The following is a 20,783-nucleotide window of genomic DNA, read 5'->3' on the forward strand; positions in this document are numbered from 1 at the left end:
GAGCCGAGCCATGCTTCAAGAGCAGCGGTAGTGCCGAGCCGTGCTCGGCAGGAGCTTCACCGGTAGAGCCTCAGCCGAGCATGGCTCGGCTCTACACGGGGCTCCCACAACACCACCTGTGCACAGCCGTGGCACACTGCCGCCATGCGCCTTCGCCTGCTCCTGCCCGGTTGCCTGATCTGGTTGCCCGTCGCGGCACTGGCGGTTGATCCCCCTCCGGCCGGTCCTGCCGACAATGTGCGCATCTACCGCTGTGTGGGCAGCAATGGCGCGGTATCGCTGCAGGATGCGCCCTGCACCAAGGCCCACCAGCAACAGGTGCTGGACATGACGCGCCCCAAGGATCCACCACCACGCCCTGCAACCGCAGCACCGGCAGCGGCCGCTGCACCGGTACTGCAGCGCGAGGTGCGGGTAGTCACGGTACAGCCGCCGCAGCCCATGTATGAGTGCGTCACCAGCGAGGGCGAGCGCTATACCAGCGACAACAGCGACGGCAATCCACGCTGGGTGCCAACCTGGGGCTATGCCTATCCGACTTTCCCCGGCCACGGCCACGGTGGGCCACGCCCACCGCACCCACCCGGTGGCGGCGGGCCTTGGCAGCCCGGCGTCGCGGTTCCGATGGGTTCGGTGCTGGTGCGTGACAGTTGCCATGCACTGCCCCCGCAGGAAGTCTGTGCACGCCTGCGTGATCGCCGCTGGGAACTGATCCGCCGCTACAACAGTGCCCTGCAAAGCGAGCGCCAGGAACTGATGCGCGAGCAGCGCGGCATCGATGCCCGGCTTGAACAGGATTGCGGAGGAACCTGATGCGCAATCTACTCGCACTGCTGCTCTGCGCCAGCGCCAGCGCGCAGGCCGGCGAAATCGTGTTCTACCGCTGCACCGATGCCAGTGGTGCACTCACCGTGCAGAACATGCCCTGCCCCAAGGGCACCCAGCTGCAGAGCAGAAAAGTCATGCAGGCGGTGGACACTCCACCGCCAATGCCAGCCCCGGCTCCGCCCGCCGCGCTGCCAACGCTGATGGCAGCGCCCGTGCAAGCGCCGCCAGTGGCAGCACCCACGCCGGCAAAAGTGCCTGCCGCGCCCATTGCACCGCCAGTACCCTTGCCCGATCTGTTCCAATGCCGCACCCGCGAAGGTGAGAGCTACTTCAGCGAAAGCAGCGAGCCGCCATCACGCTGCGTGGCGATGCAGGTAACCGGCCTTGACGGCAACCCGACGACCGGCGCCGGCGAGGCCTGCGAAGTGGTGCGTGATACCTGCACTGCGGTTGATCCGGCACAGCTGTGCGCGACCTGGCAGCAGCGGGTGGACGAGGCCGAATCGCAATGGCGCTTTGCCACGCCCAGCCAGGCGCAGGCGCTGCAGAAGAATTATCAGCGGCTGCAATCGCTGCTCGACGGCAGCGACTGCAGGACTCAGAAGCCGTAGCGCAGGAAACCGCCATCCACCGCGATGCATTCGCCGGTGACGTAGCTTGATGCCGGCAGGCAAAGGAAGCTCACTGCCGAAGCCACTTCCTCCGGCTCACCGATACGCCGCATCGGCGTGCGCGCGATCACTTCGTCGTAGTAGTCGGCATCGGACAAGGGCCCGGAGGTACGGCGGGTACGGATGTACCACGGTGCCACCGAGTTCACGCGGATGCCGTCCTCGGCCCATTCGCAGGCCAGGTTGCGGGTCATCTGCTGCATCGCCGCCTTGGTCATGCCATAGACCACGCCGCTGCGCACATGGGTGATGCCGGACACGCTGCCAACGTTGACGATGGCCGAGGAAGCATGCCGGGTAAGCAACGGGTGCGCGTAGCGGCACAGCTCGAACGCCGAGAACAGGTTGGTCTCGAAAATGCCGCGCCACTCGTCTTCGGAATACTCGGTCGCCGGTTTGGTGGTATTGCCACCGGCGTTGTTGACCAGGATGTTCAGGCCATCGCTGTGGTCCTCGACCCAATCCAGGATTTCCTGGCGATCCTGGTCGTCACTGACATCGGCGGAAAGCGCGTGGATGCCACGCTCGGGGAATGCATCGGCCAGTTCATCTCGCGCGGTTTCCAGCGCATCGCCATCGCGCCCGACGATCAGCACATCGGCGCCGAAGCCCAGCAGTTCGCGGGCGATCGCAAGACCGATGCCGGCACTTGCACCGGTTACCAGTGCGGTCTGTCCATCCAATCGCCAGCGCTGCGGGTTCATTGCCTTTCCTCTTCGGTGCTCGAGTGCGGCGTCGCGGAAGGACGCTGCGGGGGGATGGGGCTAGGATAGCGGCCTGAGCCCCGCGGAGCATGCCAATGAAGCGCCTTTTCCTGTTGATCCCACCGTTGCTGATTGGCCTGGCCGCCTGCGGCAAACCGCAGCCGCCGGAGACCGAACGCCGTCCAGAGCCGCAGGCCACGGCGCTGCGTGATGCGATGAAGAAGGATCTGGATAAGGCCAAGGCCACCGCAGCGGCGGCCGAGGATGCTGCCAAGGCGCAGCAAACCGCACTGGATGCAGCTGAAGGTGCGAGCGGCCAGTAGGACGTACACCTGTAGTGCCGAGCCATGCTCGGCATTGGGCGTTACCGGGAAGGCCTCTTGCCGAGCATGGCTCGGTACTACAGGGGCATTGCTTGGAAAGCCTCTGCCGAGCATGGCTCGGCACTACAGGGGCATTGCTTGGAAAGCCTCTTGCCGAGCATGGCTCGGCACTACAGTGGCATTGCTTGGAAGGCCTCTGCCGAGCATGGCTCGGCACTACAGTGGCATTGCTTGGAAAGCCTCTGCCGAGCATGGCTCGGCACTACAGGGCTTCTTTCTGCCGAGCATGGCTCGGCATTACATGCCACAAACAACAACGCCGCCCGAAGGCGGCGTTGTGATTACGCGCTACACAAGCGTGCTTACAAACCGCAGAAGCAATACGCCAGTGACTTCACCGGTGCGCCGTTGCGGTCCTTCACTGCGTCTTCGACGAAGCGCAGCTGGGTGTCCAGCTCCGGCATCTGCTTGGCGATCAGCATGCGCGCGATGCCCGAGTCGGCCAGCATCCAGGCGCCTGCACGGCTGCCGGCAAAGCCGGTCATGAACTGTGCAAACGGGGTGGCTGCCTTCTCGATGTAACGCACGCGGAACTTGCCGGCCTCGCCCAGCTTGGCCAAGGTCGCTGCGTGCTCGACGGCAGCCTTCAAGCCACCAAACTCGTCCACCAGACCGCGTTCCTTGGCCTGCGCACCGCTCCACACACGGCCGCGTGCAACTTCGTCCACCGCTTCAACCGGCTTCTTGCGTGCCGCTGCCACCTTGCCGGTGAAATCGGCATAACCCTTGTTGATCACCGACTGGATCACCTGGCCCACGGCCGGGTCCATCGGCCGGGTCACGTCGAACGCGCCGGCAAAACGGGTGGTGCCCACGCCATCGGTGTGCACGCCGATCTTGTCCAGGCTGCGGGCGAAGTTCGGGATCATGCCGAAGATGCCGATCGAACCGGTGATGGTGGATTCATCGGCGTAGATGCGGTCAGCGTTCATGCTGATCCAGTAACCACCCGATGCCGCCATGTCGCCCATCGATACCACCACCGGCTTGCCGGCAGTCTTGAGGGCTTCAACTTCGCGACGGATCTGCTCGGAGGCGAATACTTCGCCACCGGGCGAATCCACGCGCAGCACCACGGCCTTCACGTCATCATCGTCGCGGGCCTCACGCAGCAGTGCCGAGGTCGAAACGCCGCCGATGCGGCCGGCCGGCAGGTCACCGCCGCCGATTTCGCCTTCGGCCACCACCACCGCCACCTGCGGACGCGAATCCACCGGCGAGCGGTGTGCATCGACCTGGGTCAGGTAGTCGCCCAGGCTGATCTGGCGGTAGCCACCGTCGGCATCGCTGTCGGCCACGCCACGCTCGGTGAGCAGGGCATCCACTTCTTCGCGGGTCTTCAGGCCATCCACCAGCTTCTGCTGCAGGGCGAAGCGGGCCAGGTCGCCTTCGGCGGCGGCAACCCCTTCAGGCAGGGTATCGATGCCGGCCGCCAGCTGTGCGGCGTCCAGCTTGCGTGCCTTGGCGATGTCGCCCAGGTAGCGCTGCCACACGTCGTTCATCCAGAACAGGTCGGCTTCCTTGGCCTGCGGCGAGGCGGCGTCGAGCACATAGGGCTCGGCGGCGGACTTGAACTCGCCCACCTTGAACAGGTGCACGTCCACGCCCAGCTTGTCCTGCAGGCCACTGCGGAAATACTGGCGGTAGCGGCCCAGGCCTTCCAGCAGCAGGCCACCCATCGGATCCAGGTAGATCTCATCGGCCTGCGCGGCCAGCAGGTATTGCGACTGGCCCATGTTCTCGCTGAAGGCCACGACCTGCTTGTTGGCCGCACGCAGGTCCTGCAGTGCAGCCGTCACTTCGCGCATCGAGGCGAAGCCGCTGGGCTGCAGCTTGTCCAGCTGCAGCACCACGCGGTTGATCTTCTTGTCGTCCTTGGCCGCTTCGATGGCGCGGATCAGATCGCGCAGCTGCAGCTCTTCGGCATTGCGTTCACCCAGCGCCTTGCCCAGCGCGCGGCTGAGCGGGTCGGTGCTGTACTGCTCGACCAGGCGGCCTTCCGGCGCGATCACCAGGGTGGTGCCTTCCTGCAGCAGGGCGGTCGATGAGGCGCCCTTGCCCACGGCAACCATCAAGCCGATCAGGATCAGGAACAACAGGCCGAAGAACAGCAGGTTGAGGATCAGCCGCCGGGTGAAGTTCATTACATCCCACAGGCCGATGAAGAAGCTGGCAATGGGATTGCGGCGTGGCAAGGGGGGGGGATTCATGGACGCTCCGGTGGGGGCTGGTTGCAAGTCAGGATACGCATAACCGGACGCCGCCGGCATAGCCTTTAAGTCAGGGGGAAGCCTGGGCGATAAGCCGGCTGCTGCTGACCCGCAACCGCCAACCCAACAGTACGGCGGCCACGGTCAAGCCGATGATCAGGCCGATCCACATGCCCTGCGGCCCCCAGCCCAGACCCAGTCCAAGCCCGGCGCCGACCGGCATGCCCACGCCCCAATAAGCAAACATGGCGATGAACATCGGTACCCGGGTGTCCTTGAGCCCGCGCAGGGCGCCGGCGGACAGCACCTGGATGCCATCGGGAATCTGGAAGGCTGCCGCATACAACAACAAGGTGGAGGCCAATGCGGCCACCGCAAGGTCGTTGGTGTACAAACCCACCACCGCGTCGTGGCCGAGCAGCAGCGCGGTGATCGATACCATCTGGGTGACCAGCACGATCCCGTAACCGGCCCAGGTGGCCCGGCGCACGCCCAGCGGGTCGTTGCTGCCCACGGCATGGCCGACGCGCACGGTGGTGGCTTCGGCCACGCCCATCGGGATCATGAAACACAGCTGCGCCACGTTGATCGCGATCTGGTGGGCGCTGGCTTCGGTGGCACCAATACGGCCGATCAGCAGCGCGGTGATGATGAACAAACCACCCTCCATCAGCACGGTGATGCCGATCGGCAGACCGGTGCGCAGCAGGTCCCAGATCGCCCGCCAGCGCGGCAATTCGAAATGGGTGAACAACTCAAGGTGGGCAAAGCGCTTGGTGGTCCACAGGTAAGTGGCGAAGGCCAGGGCCTGCACCCACATGGTCACCGACGACGCGATGCCCAGGCCTTCGGCGCCCATCTCCGGGAAACCGAACTTGCCGTTGCACAGCGCATAACCCAATGGCCCGAGCACCAGCAGGCCGCCAAAACCAATCAGCATGGTCGGCAGCGTCCAGTGCATGCCTTCACTGAGGTAGCGCATGCAGAAATACAACGTCAATGCAGGCACACCCCAGCGGATGGCATGCAGGAAGTCGGTGGCGCCGGGCACGATTTCCGGGGCAATGCCAAACGCGGGCAGGAACGCCGGCACCACGCTCAGGAACAGGAACATCAGCGCGCTCAAGCCCACGCCCAGCCACAGCGCCTGGCGGAACAAGGGGCCGATTTCACGCTCACGGCCAGCGCCATGCAGCTGTGACACCGAGGCGGTGAGCGAGATCAAGGTGCCGATCGGCACCAGCATCGGCAGCCACAGCAAGGCCGTGCCAATGCTGACTGCAGCAAAGGTATCGGTGCCGTGGTGGCCGGCGATGGTGTTGTCGACAAAGGCAATCAGACCGGTGGAGACGTGGCCCAGCACCAGAGGCAGGGCAAGCAGTCCGGTCGTCCGCACTTCCTGCAGGAAGCGCGGCGTAGCGGGAGACATAGACATAAAACCAGGGGACGCAGACTACGGCCGGCGCAGGACGCGCGCAGATGCCGGGTTGCGGAGTGTGCCTATTCTACCGTGGCGGCGGCGTTACAGCCCCGCACCGCGGATGAACGGCCTGCCGGCTGCGTCAGTGCCCCACTTTCTCGCGCAGCCAGGCATCGCGTTGGGCCGGCGCCAGCGCCAGCAGCTGGGTGCGCAGTTCTTCGCGTTGTTGCGGCGGCGTACGCTGCGAAATCAGGCTCAACTGCTCCAGCTGGGCAGCGTCGAGCTGGCGCAGCAAGGCCATCACCGGTTCCCGCTGCGCGGCCGGCAGATAGCCGAACAAGGGTTGCAGGCGCGGATACAGGACACCCAGCTGTGGGCCCAGCAGCCAGCCATCGCGGTGCATCTGATCGATATCCAGGTAGCGGGCGCGCAATGCCTGCTGCTCTGCGACCGGCAGCGCGGCAACCGCCGCCGCTGCGTGGCGGATGCGCTGGCGCTCGCTTTCCGGCAAGGCCTGCCAGGCCGCATAACGGCTGCGCAGCTCGCGCTTCTGGTCCGGGCTCAGCGTGGCCCAACTGGTCTGTATGCCGGCCACGCCGACACTGCGCGCGGGCGCCGGCGTCGCTGGTACTGCGCTGGGCACGGCGGCATGCGAGGACAACGCCAACGACACGCACGCCAGTAGACAGGCCAGCCCGAACTTATTCATCGGCATCGCTGGTCTCCAATGCAGCACCGGCCGGTTCCGGACGGCTTGGCTGCGGCTGCGATTCGTCCACCGGGATCGGGCCGCCGGCGGCATACCAGGCATACAGATCAGCGTCGCGGGCGATATCCAGCTCGGCATCGGCCAGCATCGCCGCATCACTGGCGGCATGCGGGTCTTCGCCTGGGCCGGCTGGCGTGCTGTCATCGGGCAGCGCTTCAACCTGCACCGGGCCGTTGTCGGACAGGCCATTGCCGGCATTGGGATCGGCCGCCACCGTGGTGTGCGAACGCCACCACCACAGGGCCACCACCGCCAGCAACAGCAAGGGCAGGCACAGCAGCAACCAGGTGCGCAGCGTCCAGGCCTGCGCGGGTTTGCGCCGTGGTGCCGGCTTGCGCCGCCGCTCCTCTTCCACCCGCTGGCTGGGCGCCGCGGCGGGGGACGCCGCCGGCAACGCGCCGGTGATGACCGACTCACGCAGTTGTTCGAGCTGCTGCAGGCGCGGTGGCGACAGGTCGCGGATGCGGGTCTGCACGTGTTCGGCCAGCGCGCGCCAGCTGGCAGCGTCTGGCCGCCCACCGGCATCCAACGGACAGGCGCCGGCCAGGGCCTGCCGGTAGGCACCGGCATCCACACCCAGCACGGCAGCAGCCGGCGCTTCATCCAGCCCGGCGCCAATCCGCAGCAACAACGCCAGGCGCTCGCCGGCAGCCAGGCTGCCGAGATGGGCCAAGGCCGGCTCCCATTGCCCCGGGCTGGCCGGCTTCAACAACAGCGGGGTGCTGCACAGCAGCCCCCAGAAGCGGGCCGGCCATTCCACCATCAATAGTTGCGCGGCCGGGCCGGCGAAGGCGCGCATCGCCACGGCCACTGCCCGCTCACCCACCACGGCATCACCGGCCTGCAATTCAGCAACAACCAGGGCACGGCGTTCCACCCCGCGCAGAAAGGCGGACAGAGCGTTGGCTGCGGCCGGCGAAAGAGGGGCTGGTGCAGCCATCATGTGAACTCCGTCATGCCGTGATGATACCGAGCGCACACCGCGCTGCCGACGCCCCACGCCATCAACCGGCGGCTTTTGCAAGGGCCTGCAACAACTTGTGCACAGCGTCAATACGCTGCGGCCAACTCGCCGCGCATACCGCACCGAGACTGTATTTCGTTTTTGTTTCACGGATAAGTTATTGATTTTAATAACTTATTCTTTGTGGCTATTTTTTGTCCAAGTTGACTCAGAAGCCCCAACCATCGCCTTGAGCGCGTGGAGCACATTACTCACCCACAGAGTTATCCACAGGAAATGTGGATAACAATAAATCCCCAAGCGCAGCCAGCGTTTACGCCTCATTTATGCAGGACTTCACAGGGCCCCGATGCCGGTGAATGGCGGGGGCCAAACCGTCCGCTGCCGCTAAACTGGTCCCATGCCTGCCTGCCCCACTCTCCGCATCGCCCTGCCGGTGCCGCTGCCCCAAGTGTTCGATTACCTGCCCCCTGCCGGCAGCCCTGCACCTCGGGAAGAGGATGTCGGCCGCCGCTTGCGGGTGCCGTTCGGGCCGCGCGAGCTGGTCGGGGTGGTGGAGTCGATAGGCTTGAGCGATGACCCGGCCAACCTGCGCCCGGCCCTGCAGTGGCTCGACGACAGCGCCTTGCTGCAGGGCGAACTCAGCGCCAGCCTGCGCTGGCTGGCGCGCTACAGCCATGCCCCGCTCGGCGAGGTGATCGCCACAGCATTGCCGGCACCCTTGCGCCGCGGCGACGCCCTGCCCGATACCCACGGCTGGGCCTGGCAACTGACCGACGCCGGCCGTACCGGCTACGCGCGCCTGCGCAGCGGCACCCGCCCGCAGGGGCTGGCCACGCTGCTGCTCGATGGCGCAGTCAATGAAGACCTGCTCGACGAGCAGTTGGACGACTGGCGCAGCGCCGCCCGCGCGCTGCTCAAGCGCGAGCATGTACAGCGCATCGAAGTGCCAGCGGTTATCCCGCAGCCGCGCATCGTGCCGGGCCCGCAGCCCAACCCGCAGCAACAACAGGCCATCGATGCGCTGCAGGCGGCCGATGGCTTCCAGCCCTTCCTGCTCGATGGCGTCACCGGCAGCGGCAAGACCGAGGTCTACCTGCAGGCCATCTGCCATTGCCTGCAACAGGGCAAGCAGGCGCTGGTGCTGGTGCCGGAAATCGGCCTGACCCCGCAGACCCTGCATCGCTTCCGCAGCCGCCTGGGCATTCCTGTGCATGCACTGCATTCGGGTTTGAACGATAACGAACGTGCGCGCGTCTGGGCCGCAGCATCACGCGGCGAGGCGCGGGTGATCGTCGGTACCCGCTCGGCGATTTTCACGCCGTTGCCGCAGGCCGGCTTGATCGTCATCGATGAAGAACACGATGGCAGCTACAAGCAGCAGGACGGCATCCGCTACCACGCGCGTGATTTCGCATTGGTGCGTGGCAAGGCGCTGAACGTGCCGGTGGTACTAGGCAGCGCCACCCCCTCGTTGGAGTCGCTGCACAACGCACGCAGCGGCCGCTACACGCACCTGCGCCTGCAGCAGCGTGCCGGCGATGCCAAGCCACCCAGCGTGCGCGTGTTCGACGTGCGCAAACGTTCGCTGCAGGATGGCCTGTCGCCGGAAGTGCTGGTCGGTATCGAGCAGCATCTGAAGGCCGGCAGCCAGGTACTGGTGTTCAAGAACCGGCGTGGTTACGCGCCGGTACTGCTCTGCCATGACTGCGGCTGGACCGCGCCGTGCAAGCGCTGCAGCACGCCCCTGCACAAGACCCCGATGACGGTGCACGGCGCTGGCCGCCGCCTGCAATGCCATCACTGCGGCGCGCGCCAACCGGTACCGCTGGCCTGCCCGGATTGCGCCAGCCTTGCGCTGCAGCCGCAGGGTATCGGCACCGAGCGGCTGGAAGAACGCCTGCTGCAGTTGTTTCCGGATTACCCGGTGCTGCGCATCGACCGCAGCACCACCAGCCGCCGCGATGCGTTGGAGCAGACCCTGGCAACACTGGGCGAGCAGCCCGGCATCCTGGTCGGCACGCAGATCCTGGCCAAGGGCCACGACCTGCCGAAGCTGACCCTGGTGGTAGTGGTCGGCATCGACGAAGGCCTGTTCTCGGCCGACTTCCGCGCCAGCGAAAAACTGGCGCAGCAGTTGATCCAGGTCGCAGGCCGCGCAGGCCGCGCCGAGCGCCCCGGCGAGGTCTGGCTGCAGACCCATCACCCGGACAATGCGCTGCTGCACACGCTGGTCAACGGTGGCTACCACGCCTTTGCCGATGCCGAACTGCTGCAGCGCGAGGCGGCGGGATTTCCGCCCTTCGCGCATATGGCTTTGCTGCGTGCCGAAGCCAAACAGGTGGAACAGGCCAATGAGTTCCTGGCCGCACTCAAGCAGCTGATCCCGACACAGAGTGATGTCGAACGCTTTGGCCCCATGCCGGCACCGATGCCACGCCGCGCGGGTTTCCAGCGCACGCAGTTGTTGTTGTCGGCCGCACAACGCCGGCCGCTGCATGCCGCATTGGACAGCGTCATGGCGCAGGCCTACGGGCTGCCGCAGGCGCGCCGGGTGCGCTGGTCGCTGGATGTAGACCCGATGGATCTGTACTGAGAAAAGGATCTGCTTTTGTGGGAGCGGCGTCAGCCGCGAAACTCGCAAAGCCTGAAAGACCAGAGCCTACCCCTCCCCAACCCTCCCCTCCGCCTTCGGCGCAAGGGAGGGAGCAACAGCGCCTGTCATCTGTAGAAATCGGCGATCTGCGCGGTGAACTGTTGTGGGTTGGCACCGACCAGGTTGGTCAACACCACAACCGCCAAGCCTTGCTCCGGGTACATCACCAACGCCGCCCGTGCACCGCCGAAGCTGCTGACCTGGCGCCGTCCCTGCAGCGTGGACACCGGCCAGCCCGCAGCCCAGTCGCCCTCGCTGCCATCATTCAAACGCTCCGGCGTCCACATGCGCGCAAGGCTGTCGGCAGCCAGCACACGATGCTGCAGCAAGGCTGCCAACCACTGCGCCAATTCGTCAGCAGTGATCTGGATACCGCCACCTGCCCACAAGCCGTGTGGCATGTCATAGAACCAGTGCGACAGCCGCGCCGGGGTGTCGGCCGCATCACTGCTGCGCGGGAAGAAGCTGTACATGGTGGCCGCATTCGGCACCAGGTCGTAGCTGTCGCCGAAGCGGGTGTGGGCCATGCCCAGCGGCTTGAACTGGTGCGCGGCCAGATGGTCTTCGTAGCTGCTACCGCTGCACCGGGCGATGATCCTCGCCAACAAGGCGTAGTTGGTCTGGTTGTAAACAAACTGCGCACCCGGTGCTGCCTGCATCGGCTGCTGCTCCAGCAACTGCCAGGCCTGCGCTTCGGAACCACCGCCCACCAGACCGTTGCCATCAACGATATCCGGCAAGCCGGAGGTATGCGCCAGCAACTGACGCACACGAATGCCCTGCCATGCCACCGGCAGCTGCTGCAGATACGTGGCAATGGGCGCATCAAGATCCACCTGCCCGGCCTCGACCAGCTGCATCAGCGCCACACCGGTGAATGCCTTGGTCGCCGAGTTGATCGGAAACAAAGTGCTGCGCGTGGCGGCGATTTTGTTCTCCACATTGGCCAGACCAGATGCCTCCGAGAACACCACGCGGTTGTCCTTGACCACCGCAACCTGCATGCCTGGAATACCCCGCTCCTTCATCGTCGTTGCAATGAAGCGGTGCGTCGCCTGGTTGGCATCACCAAGTGTTGCGGCAAACACCGGCGCGCAGCACACAAGAAGAACGGCCTGCAGGCAAAGCAGGTAGGGGCGGGCTGCGAATTGCATGGCGTGGTTCCGGTCGCTGGGTGGCAGGGCATGGCAGGTGCGTTGCGCACCCACCTCAGGCTTGGATGCACAAAGCACTGAAAAGGTTTAAACAGCACGACCAGCCAGCTGGCAGTACTCACCGCCCCAGATGCTGCACCAGTGCCAGCATTGTCTGCTGTGCACGCACGATGCTGAGCCACGCCTCGCCACCAGCGGACATTTCAACACGGTGACGGAACCCTGGGTCGTAACGGATCCAAGACTTGCTGCAGGATGTCGCCGCGCGCGGCTTTACCCTCCGCAAGGAAGGCAGCCCAGGCGCCGCCAACGGATCAAATGCTTCGCTGCATTGAGCGATCTGCACCGCCCTGCCGTCCATCAGCCCGCGCCAGCATCAAAGATCGAGGCCGAAGCCAACACCGGCCGACTTCTCGCCGCCTGCAAACGCGCCCCCCAACGAGAACGAGCCACGTGCACCCAGGCGTACACCATAGCCAACCGACAAGGCCTGCTCCCCACCCTGGAAACCTGCACCCACCGCCACCCGTCCGCGCGCACTCTGCCCGCCAGCGGCATTCATCGCCATGTTGGTCATTGCCGACGTCATCGCCCCCATCCGATCAATGCGCCGGTCCTGATCGTGCAGGCGCCGGTTCACCCCATCGCCGAAACGGCTGAAGTCATCGCTGAACGCGGCAACGGCTGCATCGGTATACGCGCGCGCGCTGCCCAGTGACTGCGCGGCTGCGGTATCGGTGTATTGATTGGCCGATGCCAGGGTTGCGCTGTCACCAGCATTCACTTCAGCACGCACTGCCGCCACCCGCGTATCGGTATAGCCCGATGCCGCCGCCAGCGTCGCTGTGTCACCCGCATCGGCATGTACCTGCGCCGCTTGCAGGGCAACGTTCTGGCCACCGGCCAACTGCTGGTCGGTGTACTGCATTGCAGACACCAGGGTGGCCGCGTCACCGCTTGCCGCGAGCGCGGCAAGGCTGCTGTTCTGCGCGGACAAGGCACCATCCAACGCGCCCAATGCACCGCCTATCTGCTGGTAGCTGGAACCTTGGATGAGATAGCTGGGGGCGGTGAAAATTCCACCGCTGTAGCCCGCTCCACCGCCAAGCACGCCGGACAACGCCGCCAGCTGCGTGAGGTTGACGGCGTCGTTGGCATTGATGCCGGCTGCCACGTTGCTTATGCGCCGTTTCAAGCTGGCCGAACCCACCGAAACCACGTTCGCGGCACCCTCATCGCTGCTGCCTGCGCCCAAGGCCACGGAGCCACCACCGCTGGCCTTCGCATTCCTGCCGATGGCGACATTGTTGTCCGTACCCGCGGCGCCCGCGGGGGCTCCGAAACCACAGCACATGTCTCTGCCGTCACCGCCGTTTCCGGCCTGGCTGCCATTGCCCAACGCGATGTTGTAGTTGCCGCCTGCGCCACCATTGCCACCCGTGCCACCCGCGCTGCCCTGACCCGCCTTGCCGCCGTTACCCGCACTGCTGCTAGTACCGAATGCCAAGTTGTAGGCCCCCCCATTGCCACCGATCCCGCCGGTTCCCCCGGCGGTGCCATTTGAGCCCTGCCCGCCCAAGCCAGCTGAACTGCCCTGCCCGAAAGCGGCATTGCCGGTGGCATTGCCCAGCCCGCCCGCGGAGCTGCTCGAACCCAGTTGCGGCGCACCTGGGGCACCGTCGCTACCCACCCTGCTGCCGTCCTGGCAGGCGATGGCGCCGGTGCTCGTGTCCTGTGTGCAGGGAGCTGTGGGTGAGGTTCCGCCAACCACTTCAGCGGCATGCACCGGCAACCACGGCAGCAAGGCAAGCAAGGTGGCCGCCAACGGCATGGCGGCGGTTACAAGGTGACGGCTCATGAACGGTTCCCCCGAATCAACAAGGGGGAAAGCTAACGCCTGAGCTTGCTGTGCCGCATCCACGAAATCAGGTAACGCCGGTGTTGCCGGACCGTGGCAGGGTTGATCACAGCACGGACAACACCAAGGCCAGGCGGGTGCCGGCGCCATTGGCGGCGGGCAGCACCTGCAGCTCGCCACCGAGCCTGCGCGCGCGCAGGCGCATGCTGGCCAGTCCCGCGCCCGCGCGTACCGCAGTCAGGTTGCCGGTGCTCTGCATCAGGCCGACGCCATCGTCGTCGATATGCAGTTGCAGCTGATCGCCCTGCCGGCGCAGGTAGACATCCACACGCCGTGCGCGACTGTGCTTGAACACATTGGTCAGGCCTTCCTGCAACAGCCGCAGCAGGTCCAGGCTGCGCGTCGCGCCCAGCTCCACGCCCTGAATATCATGCAGGTGCCAATGCGCCTGGATGTCGGCCGCCTCCAGCAAGCTGCTGGCGCGATGCCGCAGCGGTATCAGAAGCTCGGCCAGATCGGCCTGTTCGCGCGCGGTACTGTCGATCACCAACCGCAGGTCATCGCGCATCTCGCGCAGCACTCCGATCACCTGCTGTCGCGGCATGTCATCGGCTGCCTGCTCCAGCCGCGCGATGGCGCCCACCAGCGTGCCGCCAAACCCGTCGTGCAGATCACGTACCAGCTGCAGGCGCTCACCGGCGCGGCTGTGCGACAAGGCCAACGCGTGCTGCTGCTGCAAGGTGTCCGCCAGCTGGGTGGTGGCCTGCTGCACTTCGTGCCGCAGCTCGGCATTGAAACCTTCCACCCGCTGCATGGTATTGGCAAAGCGATAGGCAAGGACAAAGCCCATGCCCAGCAACATCAGCGGCGAGGTGAATGAACCCAGATAGCTGACACCGCCGTACCAGCCCATATAGACACCAAGGTCATGCAACGACACCGCGATCGGCAGGATGATGCACAGCGCCAGCACCTGGTAGTCGCGCCGGCCGCTGCGCAGCGCATAGGCCATGAAGGTGAACGACACTGCATAGAGAAAGGCAATGGTCGGCACCAGGTAGATATTGCGGTTCGGCCCCATCCACTGCGGCCATAGCAACGCGCCCGCCATCACCAGCATCGCGATGCCCAGCAGCAACCGCTCCAGGCGCGGCCAACGCCGTTCGCAGAAACGCAGCAGAAATATCGTGTGCGCAGCGGCGCCTGCCACATAGCAGGCGCCGATGAAGGCCTGCCAGCCATCGGTGGTGGCGAACGGCCACGGACTGGTGGCGAAGAAATTGCTGTCATACAGCCGCCCGAATACCGCGCTCAGGGCGTACCAGCCATACATCGATTCTTTGCGCCGCAGCAGCCAGAACAAGCCGATGACCGCCGCCAGTACCAAGCCGATAGCGCTGTCCAGAACCTGCAGGTCATGGCGGACGAACACTTGCTGGCGATAGCGCGCCTGCAGCGTCTGCGGATCGCCTACGTCCACCACGCCGAGCGAGGGCTGGTAAGCCGCCAGCCCGGACACCCGAACCAGCAGCTCATTGTCTCCCTGCCTTAGCAGCGGTGACTGCAGCAGGAAATAGCGCGGCACATGCCAGCTGCGCGATAGCGGTTCGACCAGCGATGCATCGCGATCGATCAAGCTGCCATTGAGGTAAACGGCGGCCGCCATGCAGGTGTAATCCAGCAGCAGGCCGGTAGGTTGATTGGCATCAGCTTGCTGCCAACGCAGCCGATACCAGACCACGCCATCGTGGTCCGGCCAGCGGGTCTGCCATTGGTCGGCCAGTGGCACCTGCACCCAACCCTGCGACGGTGCCGCTGACGAGTGCCAGTCCGCACGCACCGCCTCCGCCTGGCTGATGCGCAGTACATCCGGCGTCTGTGCCTGGGCTGGGACCGTGCATGCCCACACAAGCAACAGCAGCAACCAGCGGATCAAGGCAGCAGTCCCATCGCGCGTGCTTCGTATACCGCCGCGGTCCGCGAACCCACTGCCAGCTTGCGGTAGATGTTGCGGGTATGCGCTTCGATGGTGAGCCGTGACAGCCCGAGCAGTTCGGCGATTTCACGGTTGCCGTAGCCCTGGGCGACATGCGCAAGAATGCCGAGCTCACGCTCTGACAGGTGCACGCTGGCCGCCGGTGGCGCGGCCACTGGCAACTGTGCAGCGGGCAGCAGCGCAAGAATGCGGCGTGCGATCATCGGGTCGATAGGCGCGCCGCCGCGTTGCAGGCTACGCAGCGCAACCGTCAATTCGATGTCCTCGCGGTCCTTGAGCAGGTAGCCCACGGCGCCGGCACGCAGTGCGGCAAAAATGGCTTCTTCTTCGGCGAATGCCGACACGATCACCGCCTGCATTTTCGGCAGGTGCTGCTGCATCCAGCCGATCAGATCGATGCCGGTGCCGTCGGGCAATTGCATGTCGACCAAGGCGAGATCGAAATGCCTGCCCTGCAGTAAGGCACGGGCGCCGGCGAGATCTGCGGCGGTGTCGATCTGCGATACTCGATCTGCCGGGAGTTCTGCCACGAGCCTAGCCAGCCTCGCCAGCGAAGCTGCATCGTCATCGACTATCAGGATGGAAGACAGCTCCATCGGCCCCCGCCTTGTGCCCCGTTGTGGCGGAGTTTAGCGCGCTCTTACGGGGGGCTTGTGAGGGGGCTTGTGAGGGGGTTTGTGAGGGGGTTTGCGGAAGTTGGGCTTTGCGTGGCCTCGGAGCGGGACAGCAACCTTCGTTGGGGGTCAGTGAGGGCGAAGGCCCTCACCCCCTGCCCCCGCTCCGCGCCCCGGCCCTTGCGCTGGCGCAAGGGCGTTCGTGGGGTAGCGAACCTTTGGTTCGCAAACTACCCCCCTCACCCCGCAAGCGGGAGAGGGGAGGAAGCCTAGCTTCGGTGGGTTTCGAGGAAGCCCAGCTTCGGTAGGTTTCGAGGAAGCCTAGCTTCGGTGGGTTTACCAGGAAGCCAGGCTCCGGATGGATCTGGACGAGCCTTTGCTCTCCCGCTTTCTTACCAGGTACGACGCAGCGGGTGGGCTTCGGTGTTGAAGACCACGCCGTTGAAGTCCAGGGTCTTGGCCGGGGCGAACAGCAGGTAGTAGTACTTGAAGGTCTCGGCGAACAGGAAGCTCTCCATCGAGTCGTCCTTCTCCTTGCTGCGCACGTCCTTCAGCGCCGAGAAGCCATGCTCGGTGCGGGTGTAACGCACGAAGTCATCGAAGAATTCCTTGCCCATGCCGCGGTAGCGCGCATCGCCGGTGTAATGGTGCAGGTAGTACGCCGACTCCACGATCTCCGGGCGCAGCGCATAGCTGGGCGAGAGCACTTCCATCTTGGCGTAGTCCAGCGATTCCGGTTCGATGTCGTGCAGGCGCCACATCTTCAGGTTGGATTCCTGCAGGCGCTTGGCGCGGTCCAGGTCACCGCCCAGTGCCAGCAGGCCGGGCATGAAGGCGTCCAGTGCACCATAGGTGGTGGCGGTGCGGGTGCCGGTATCCATGTCGGCGTGGCCGTACCACAGCTCACCCTCGCGCACTTCGTCGGCCAGGTACTGGTTGATCGGGCCGATGCTCTCGTCCCACATCTTCTTGCAGTCTTCGTCGCCGAACAGCTTCCAGCACTTGAGCAGGTACTCGTAGTACGAATCGATGCCGCCGGCAATCGAGGCATCCTTGTTGGTCCACTCGCCGGTTTCGACGTTGATGTTCAAACCCACCAGGCCGATCTTGGAACGGCGCTTATGGGTTTCCACCAGCGCACGCTTGGCCTTGTCGTAATACGCCTGCTTGCCGGTGAGCTTGGCCAGGGTGCCGAACTCAAGCAGCAAGGTGCCGGTTTCGGCCGGGTTGCTGATCTCGCCGCTGGTCTTGCCGGTGTGCAGGTTGACGTGGGTGTACGGCAGGCCGGTGGGGCTGTCGAATACCGGCGACAGGCGCGTGCCCAGGTCATCGGCGAGCTTGAGCAGGCGCTCGTCGTTGGTCATCTGGTAGGCCGACAGCAGGCCGCCGAGCAGACGGATGGTGACTTCGAAGTTCTGTACGTCGATGTCCTGGTCGAAGGACAGCTGGGTGACGATCAGCTCGCGGGCTTCGTTGGCTTCCTTGTCCAGGCCGAGCAGCAGCAAGGTGTCCAGCGCGTCCACCGGCGACATCAGCAGCGGCTTGGGATACCAGTCGCGCGGCTGCGCGCTGATCGGCTTGAGATCGTCGTGGCCCTTGGCGTACTGCATGTAACCCTGCCAGGCGTGGCGGGTGGCCTCGCGGACCTGTTCGGCCATGCGGGCGGCTTCGGCATCATCCACCACAGGCACGGCGGCATCCGCATTGGCTGCAGTGGCAGCGGCCGGTGCAGCCGGGGCAGTGGCGGGAGCGGCGGCCTGCTGGCTGCAGGCGGAAAGCGCCAGCATCAGCGCGGCGACCAGGGGGGCGGTACGCAGGGAACGGGTCATCAGTGAATCCTCTCGACGGAAGCGTTGTCTTGCGATGCAACGGGACGGGACTGCAGGATGTCGCCCAGCGTCTGCAACTGCAGGGCTGTGCGCAGGGTGGTAAGCGGTGCGGTGCTGCGTACGATCAGCTCACGGGCTTGACCGGGCAGCAGGTCGAAGGCGTTGTCCTCGACGTTGGCATCGGCATTGTTGAAGCCGATCCAGACGCCACGAACCAGGTTGTCGGCGCGCAGCTGCAGCAGGTAATGATCGCCTTCGGCGCGCAGCTCGCTGTGCAGCTGTGCGGCCTGCAAGGCCTGCTGCTTGGCCGGGACGAAATAGATCAATCGCTGCGCAAGCACTGCATCGCCACGCAGCAGCTCAAAGACTGCGACGCTGCGGCTGGCGTCTGCGCCCTGCAGCAGTTCGGCATCACTGAAGCTTGCCACTGCGGTCGCCGACAGGGCTGGCAAGCGGACGGCCTTGCGTTCCTGCCGCAGCACACGGCCGTCAAAATCCAGCACGCGCATCTGCCACTGCGCATCCAGTGGTTGGCGGCCATCATTGAGCAGACTCAAACGGGTCGTTCCTTCGTCGCGCAGCGCAGCGACCGCGACATCGGCGAAGAAGCGCTTGGCGTGGAAGTTCAGCGCCTTCCAGTTGCCGTAGTAATCCACACTGGACCACGACGCACCCGGCCAGACATCGTTGAGCTGCCAGTACAGCGAGCCCATCGTGTACGGCCGCGAGGCGCGGTGATGCAGCGCCGCCAGCTCGATGCCTTCGGCCTGCATCATCTGGCTCAGATAGACGAAATCGGCGAAATTGCGCGGCGTACCGAACTCCATCTCGATGTAGTGCAGCAGCCGCTCGTTGCCCTTGCCGGCGAGGAATTTCTGGTGCGCCTGGATCACCGGGCCATCAATCTGCTGTTCTTCGGCGGTGGCAAAGGCATTGATCGTCGACAGCTGCGGCCAGGCCTGCAGTCCGTACTCGGACATGAAGCGCGGGGTTTCCTTCAGATACGCGGTCGGCGGCAACGCCGGGTTGCCCCAGACTTCCCAATAGTGCTTGTCACCACGGCGCGAGTCGTTGGCCTTGGCATCCAGATCATTGCTGGGCGAGCTGGACCAGTACGGCACGCCCAGGCCTTCCTCGGCCACCACGCTGCGCAGGTCCTTGCCGAACAGGTCCACATAGCCCTGCCACACCTTCTGCGCGAACACCGGGTCGGCTTCCTTCAGCGTCTTGCCGTGGCCCCAATCCTTCCACGCGGTTTCTTCCTCGTTGTTGCCACACCACAGCACGATGCTTGGGTGGTGGCGAAGGCGGCGGATGTTGTCGCGCGCCTCGGCCACCACGTTGGCGCGGAATGCGGGGTCATAACCCGGCTGCATGCCGCCGCCGAACATGAAGTCCTGCCAGACCAACAGGCCCAGCTCGTCGGCGATGTCGTAGAAAGCATCGTCCTCGTAATAGCCGCCACCCCAGTTGCGCAGCATGTTCATGTTGGCATCGCGCGCGGCCTGCAGATCGCGCCGCAGGCGTTCGCGCGTCACCCGTGCAGGGAAGGCATCGAAGGGAATGACGTTGGCACCTTTGGCGAACACCGGCACGCCGTTGATGACAAAGGCGAAGCCCTGGCCGCCGTCCTTGTCTTCCTCACGCTGCAGCTGCACGGTACGCAGGCCGATGCGGATGCTGGACACCAACGCGTCCTGTTTCCCATCACCCAGCCGCGCCTGCACGGTATAGCGGTCCTGGGCGCCATAGCCTACCGGCCACCAACGGCGGGGCTTGTCGATCTGCAGCGGCAGCGACACGGTGTTTTCGCCCGGCGTAAGCGCGATGTCCTGCGTGAGCTGGGCGACCTTGGCACCGTCCGGACCGAGCACGTCAACAACCACTTTCTGCGTGGCAGCGGCATCGGCCTGCTCAACCTGCAGCAGCACGCTCAGCCGCGCGGCGTCCGCATCCAGTGCATCGGTACGCACCGACAGATCGGTGATGCGTTGTTGGTCCCAGCTGTCCAGGTGCACCTGTCGCCAAACGCCAGCAGTAACGTAGCGCGGGCCCCAATCCCAGCCGAAGTGATAGGCCGGTTTACGCACGAAGTTGCCAACCATCGCGTCCTTGGGTTCATCACCGTAGGGCGAGGGATAATTGCCGGCGATTTTGTGCGGCATCGCCTGTACCTGCGGCAGCAGGGTGCGGATAGGCGAGCGGAACACGATCTGCAGTTCATTGCCCTGCGCGCGCAGGCGGCCATCAACGCGGGCACGCCAGGTACGGTGCGCGTTGTCAGCCTTCAGCAAGGGCTGGCCGTTGAGGCGCACTTCGGCAAACGTATCCAGGCCGTCGAAACGCAGTTCGGCATGCGCGCGCGCCAGGGTTTCGGCATCCACATCGAAGCGTGCGCGGTATTCCCAGGCGCCCAGGCCAATCCATTGCAAACCCGCCTCTGCGGCTCCCACATACGGATCACCAATCAGACCGGCAGCCATCAGATCGGTGTGCACGCTGCCAGGCACTGTGGCCGGCTTCCACGCGTCCATGCCGGGGTGGGCCTGCAGCTGTGCATCACCGGGCAGCAACCTGAAACTCCATTGCGCCTGCAGTTCGGCAGCCGACGCGTTGCCGGCCAGCGCCAGCAGAACCCACGTCAGCCACGCACGCTGCACGCTGCCAGCGCGCTTTTGTATCGATCCAAATTTTTTCTGCAAACGCTGCCGCATAGCCCCTCCGCTA

At 65.2% G+C, this 20,783-nt stretch carries 15 protein-coding genes; 4 read left to right on the plus strand and 11 right to left on the minus strand.

The window, feature by feature from the left end; genetic code table 11:
• Window positions 1–144 precede the first annotated feature (144 nt).
• A complete protein-coding gene (locus tag ACVOKO_RS17245; protein ID WP_346500204.1) occupies window positions 145–813 on the plus strand; it encodes a DUF4124 domain-containing protein in 669 nt (222 codons plus the stop codon).
• A complete protein-coding gene (locus tag ACVOKO_RS17250; RefSeq protein WP_346500206.1) occupies window positions 813–1,439 on the plus strand; it encodes a DUF4124 domain-containing protein in 627 nt (208 codons plus the stop codon). The genes ACVOKO_RS17245 and ACVOKO_RS17250 overlap by 1 nt, the downstream gene beginning before the upstream one ends.
• On the opposite strand, the gene ACVOKO_RS17255 is transcribed toward ACVOKO_RS17250, so the two are convergent.
• A complete protein-coding gene (locus tag ACVOKO_RS17255) occupies window positions 1,427–2,203 on the minus strand; it encodes an SDR family oxidoreductase (protein WP_346500208.1) in 777 nt (258 codons plus the stop codon). The genes ACVOKO_RS17250 and ACVOKO_RS17255 overlap by 13 nt on opposite strands.
• A gap of 95 nt (window positions 2,204–2,298) precedes the next feature.
• Between ACVOKO_RS17255 and ACVOKO_RS17260 the strand changes: the two genes are divergently transcribed.
• Window positions 2,299–2,526, plus strand: coding sequence for a hypothetical protein (locus tag ACVOKO_RS17260; protein ID WP_346500210.1), 228 nt, complete (start codon window positions 2,299–2,301; stop codon window positions 2,524–2,526).
• 362 nt (window positions 2,527–2,888) lie between these two features.
• On the opposite strand, the gene sppA is transcribed toward ACVOKO_RS17260, so the two are convergent.
• The 4 genes from sppA to ACVOKO_RS17280 all read right to left on the minus strand — a co-directional run bounded on the left by sppA (window position 2,889) and on the right by ACVOKO_RS17280 (window position 7,928).
• Entirely contained in the window at window positions 2,889–4,796 is a 1,908-nt protein-coding gene (gene sppA, locus ACVOKO_RS17265; RefSeq protein WP_346500213.1) for a signal peptide peptidase SppA, read from the minus strand.
• A gap of 70 nt (window positions 4,797–4,866) precedes the next feature.
• Window positions 4,867–6,231 carry an MATE family efflux transporter gene (locus ACVOKO_RS17270; RefSeq protein WP_346500215.1) on the minus strand — a complete coding sequence of 455 codons (1,365 nt, stop codon included), beginning with the start codon at window positions 6,229–6,231 and terminating at the stop codon, window positions 4,867–4,869.
• 127 nt (window positions 6,232–6,358) lie between these two features.
• Window positions 6,359–6,931: a DUF3106 domain-containing protein gene (locus ACVOKO_RS17275; RefSeq protein WP_346500217.1), complete on the minus strand. Its 573-nt coding sequence runs from the start codon at window positions 6,929–6,931 to the stop codon at window positions 6,359–6,361.
• A complete protein-coding gene (locus tag ACVOKO_RS17280) occupies window positions 6,918–7,928 on the minus strand; it encodes a hypothetical protein (protein WP_346500219.1) in 1,011 nt (336 codons plus the stop codon). Before ACVOKO_RS17280 ends, ACVOKO_RS17275 begins: the two co-directional genes overlap by 14 nt.
• Window positions 7,929–8,349: 421 nt before the next feature.
• Between ACVOKO_RS17280 and ACVOKO_RS17285 the strand changes: the two genes are divergently transcribed.
• Window positions 8,350–10,545 (plus strand): primosomal protein N', encoded by a 2,196-nt coding sequence (locus tag ACVOKO_RS17285; RefSeq protein WP_346500221.1) that lies wholly within the window; start codon window positions 8,350–8,352, stop codon window positions 10,543–10,545.
• A gap of 125 nt (window positions 10,546–10,670) precedes the next feature.
• Here ACVOKO_RS17285 and ACVOKO_RS17290 read toward each other — a convergent pair whose 3' ends face one another.
• The 6 genes from ACVOKO_RS17290 to ACVOKO_RS17315 form a co-directional block, all read right to left on the minus strand.
• Window positions 10,671–11,759, minus strand: a complete 1,089-nt coding sequence (locus ACVOKO_RS17290) for a serine hydrolase domain-containing protein (RefSeq protein ID WP_346500223.1) — start codon at window positions 11,757–11,759, stop codon at window positions 10,671–10,673.
• 376 nt (window positions 11,760–12,135) lie between these two features.
• Window positions 12,136–13,617, minus strand: coding sequence for an adhesin (locus tag ACVOKO_RS17295; protein ID WP_346500225.1), 1,482 nt, complete (start codon window positions 13,615–13,617; stop codon window positions 12,136–12,138).
• Between the two features lie 106 nt (window positions 13,618–13,723).
• The gene (locus tag ACVOKO_RS17300; RefSeq protein ID WP_346500228.1) at window positions 13,724–15,553 is read right to left on the minus strand and encodes a sensor histidine kinase; all 1,830 of its coding nucleotides are present in this window, start codon (window positions 15,551–15,553) and stop codon (window positions 13,724–13,726) included.
• Window positions 15,550–16,209 carry a response regulator gene (locus tag ACVOKO_RS17305; RefSeq protein WP_346500230.1) on the minus strand — a complete coding sequence of 220 codons (660 nt, stop codon included), beginning with the start codon at window positions 16,207–16,209 and terminating at the stop codon, window positions 15,550–15,552. Before ACVOKO_RS17305 ends, ACVOKO_RS17300 begins: the two co-directional genes overlap by 4 nt.
• A gap of 410 nt (window positions 16,210–16,619) precedes the next feature.
• Window positions 16,620–18,056, minus strand: coding sequence for a glycoside hydrolase family 47 protein (locus ACVOKO_RS17310; protein WP_346500232.1), 1,437 nt, complete (start codon window positions 18,054–18,056; stop codon window positions 16,620–16,622).
• On the minus strand, window positions 18,056–20,770 hold the full coding sequence (locus ACVOKO_RS17315; protein WP_346500234.1) for a beta-mannosidase: 2,715 nt from the start codon (window positions 20,768–20,770) through the stop codon (window positions 18,056–18,058). Before ACVOKO_RS17315 ends, ACVOKO_RS17310 begins: the two co-directional genes overlap by 1 nt.
• Window positions 20,771–20,783 lie beyond the last annotated feature (13 nt).

The sequence above is a fragment of the Stenotrophomonas sp. STEN240 genome (assembly GCF_056756175.1).

Bases quoted from the DNA above. Each gene is read 5' to 3' on its own strand.
- ACVOKO_RS17250 (WP_346500206.1), top strand. From the start codon at position 813: ATGCGCAATCTACTCGCACTGCTGCTCTGCGCCAGCGCCAGCGCGCAG.
- ACVOKO_RS17295 (WP_346500225.1), bottom strand. From the start codon at position 13,617: ATGAGCCGTCACCTTGTAACCGCCGCCATGCCGTTGGCGGCCACCTTG.
- ACVOKO_RS17305 (WP_346500230.1), bottom strand. From the start codon at position 16,209: ATGGAGCTGTCTTCCATCCTGATAGTCGATGACGATGCAGCTTCGCTG.
- ACVOKO_RS17285 (WP_346500221.1), top strand. From the start codon at position 8,350: ATGCCTGCCTGCCCCACTCTCCGCATCGCCCTGCCGGTGCCGCTGCCC.
- ACVOKO_RS17290 (WP_346500223.1), bottom strand. From the start codon at position 11,759: ATGCAATTCGCAGCCCGCCCCTACCTGCTTTGCCTGCAGGCCGTTCTT.
- ACVOKO_RS17245 (WP_346500204.1), top strand. From the start codon at position 145: ATGCGCCTTCGCCTGCTCCTGCCCGGTTGCCTGATCTGGTTGCCCGTC.
- ACVOKO_RS17260 (WP_346500210.1), top strand. From the start codon at position 2,299: ATGAAGCGCCTTTTCCTGTTGATCCCACCGTTGCTGATTGGCCTGGCC.
- sppA (WP_346500213.1), bottom strand. From the start codon at position 4,796: ATGAATCCCCCCCCCTTGCCACGCCGCAATCCCATTGCCAGCTTCTTC.
- ACVOKO_RS17255 (WP_346500208.1), bottom strand. From the start codon at position 2,203: ATGAACCCGCAGCGCTGGCGATTGGATGGACAGACCGCACTGGTAACC.
- ACVOKO_RS17280 (WP_346500219.1), bottom strand. From the start codon at position 7,928: ATGATGGCTGCACCAGCCCCTCTTTCGCCGGCCGCAGCCAACGCTCTG.
- ACVOKO_RS17275 (WP_346500217.1), bottom strand. From the start codon at position 6,931: ATGCCGATGAATAAGTTCGGGCTGGCCTGTCTACTGGCGTGCGTGTCG.
- ACVOKO_RS17310 (WP_346500232.1), bottom strand. From the start codon at position 18,056: ATGACCCGTTCCCTGCGTACCGCCCCCCTGGTCGCCGCGCTGATGCTG.
- ACVOKO_RS17270 (WP_346500215.1), bottom strand. From the start codon at position 6,231: ATGTCTATGTCTCCCGCTACGCCGCGCTTCCTGCAGGAAGTGCGGACG.
- ACVOKO_RS17315 (WP_346500234.1), bottom strand. From the start codon at position 20,770: ATGCGGCAGCGTTTGCAGAAAAAATTTGGATCGATACAAAAGCGCGCT.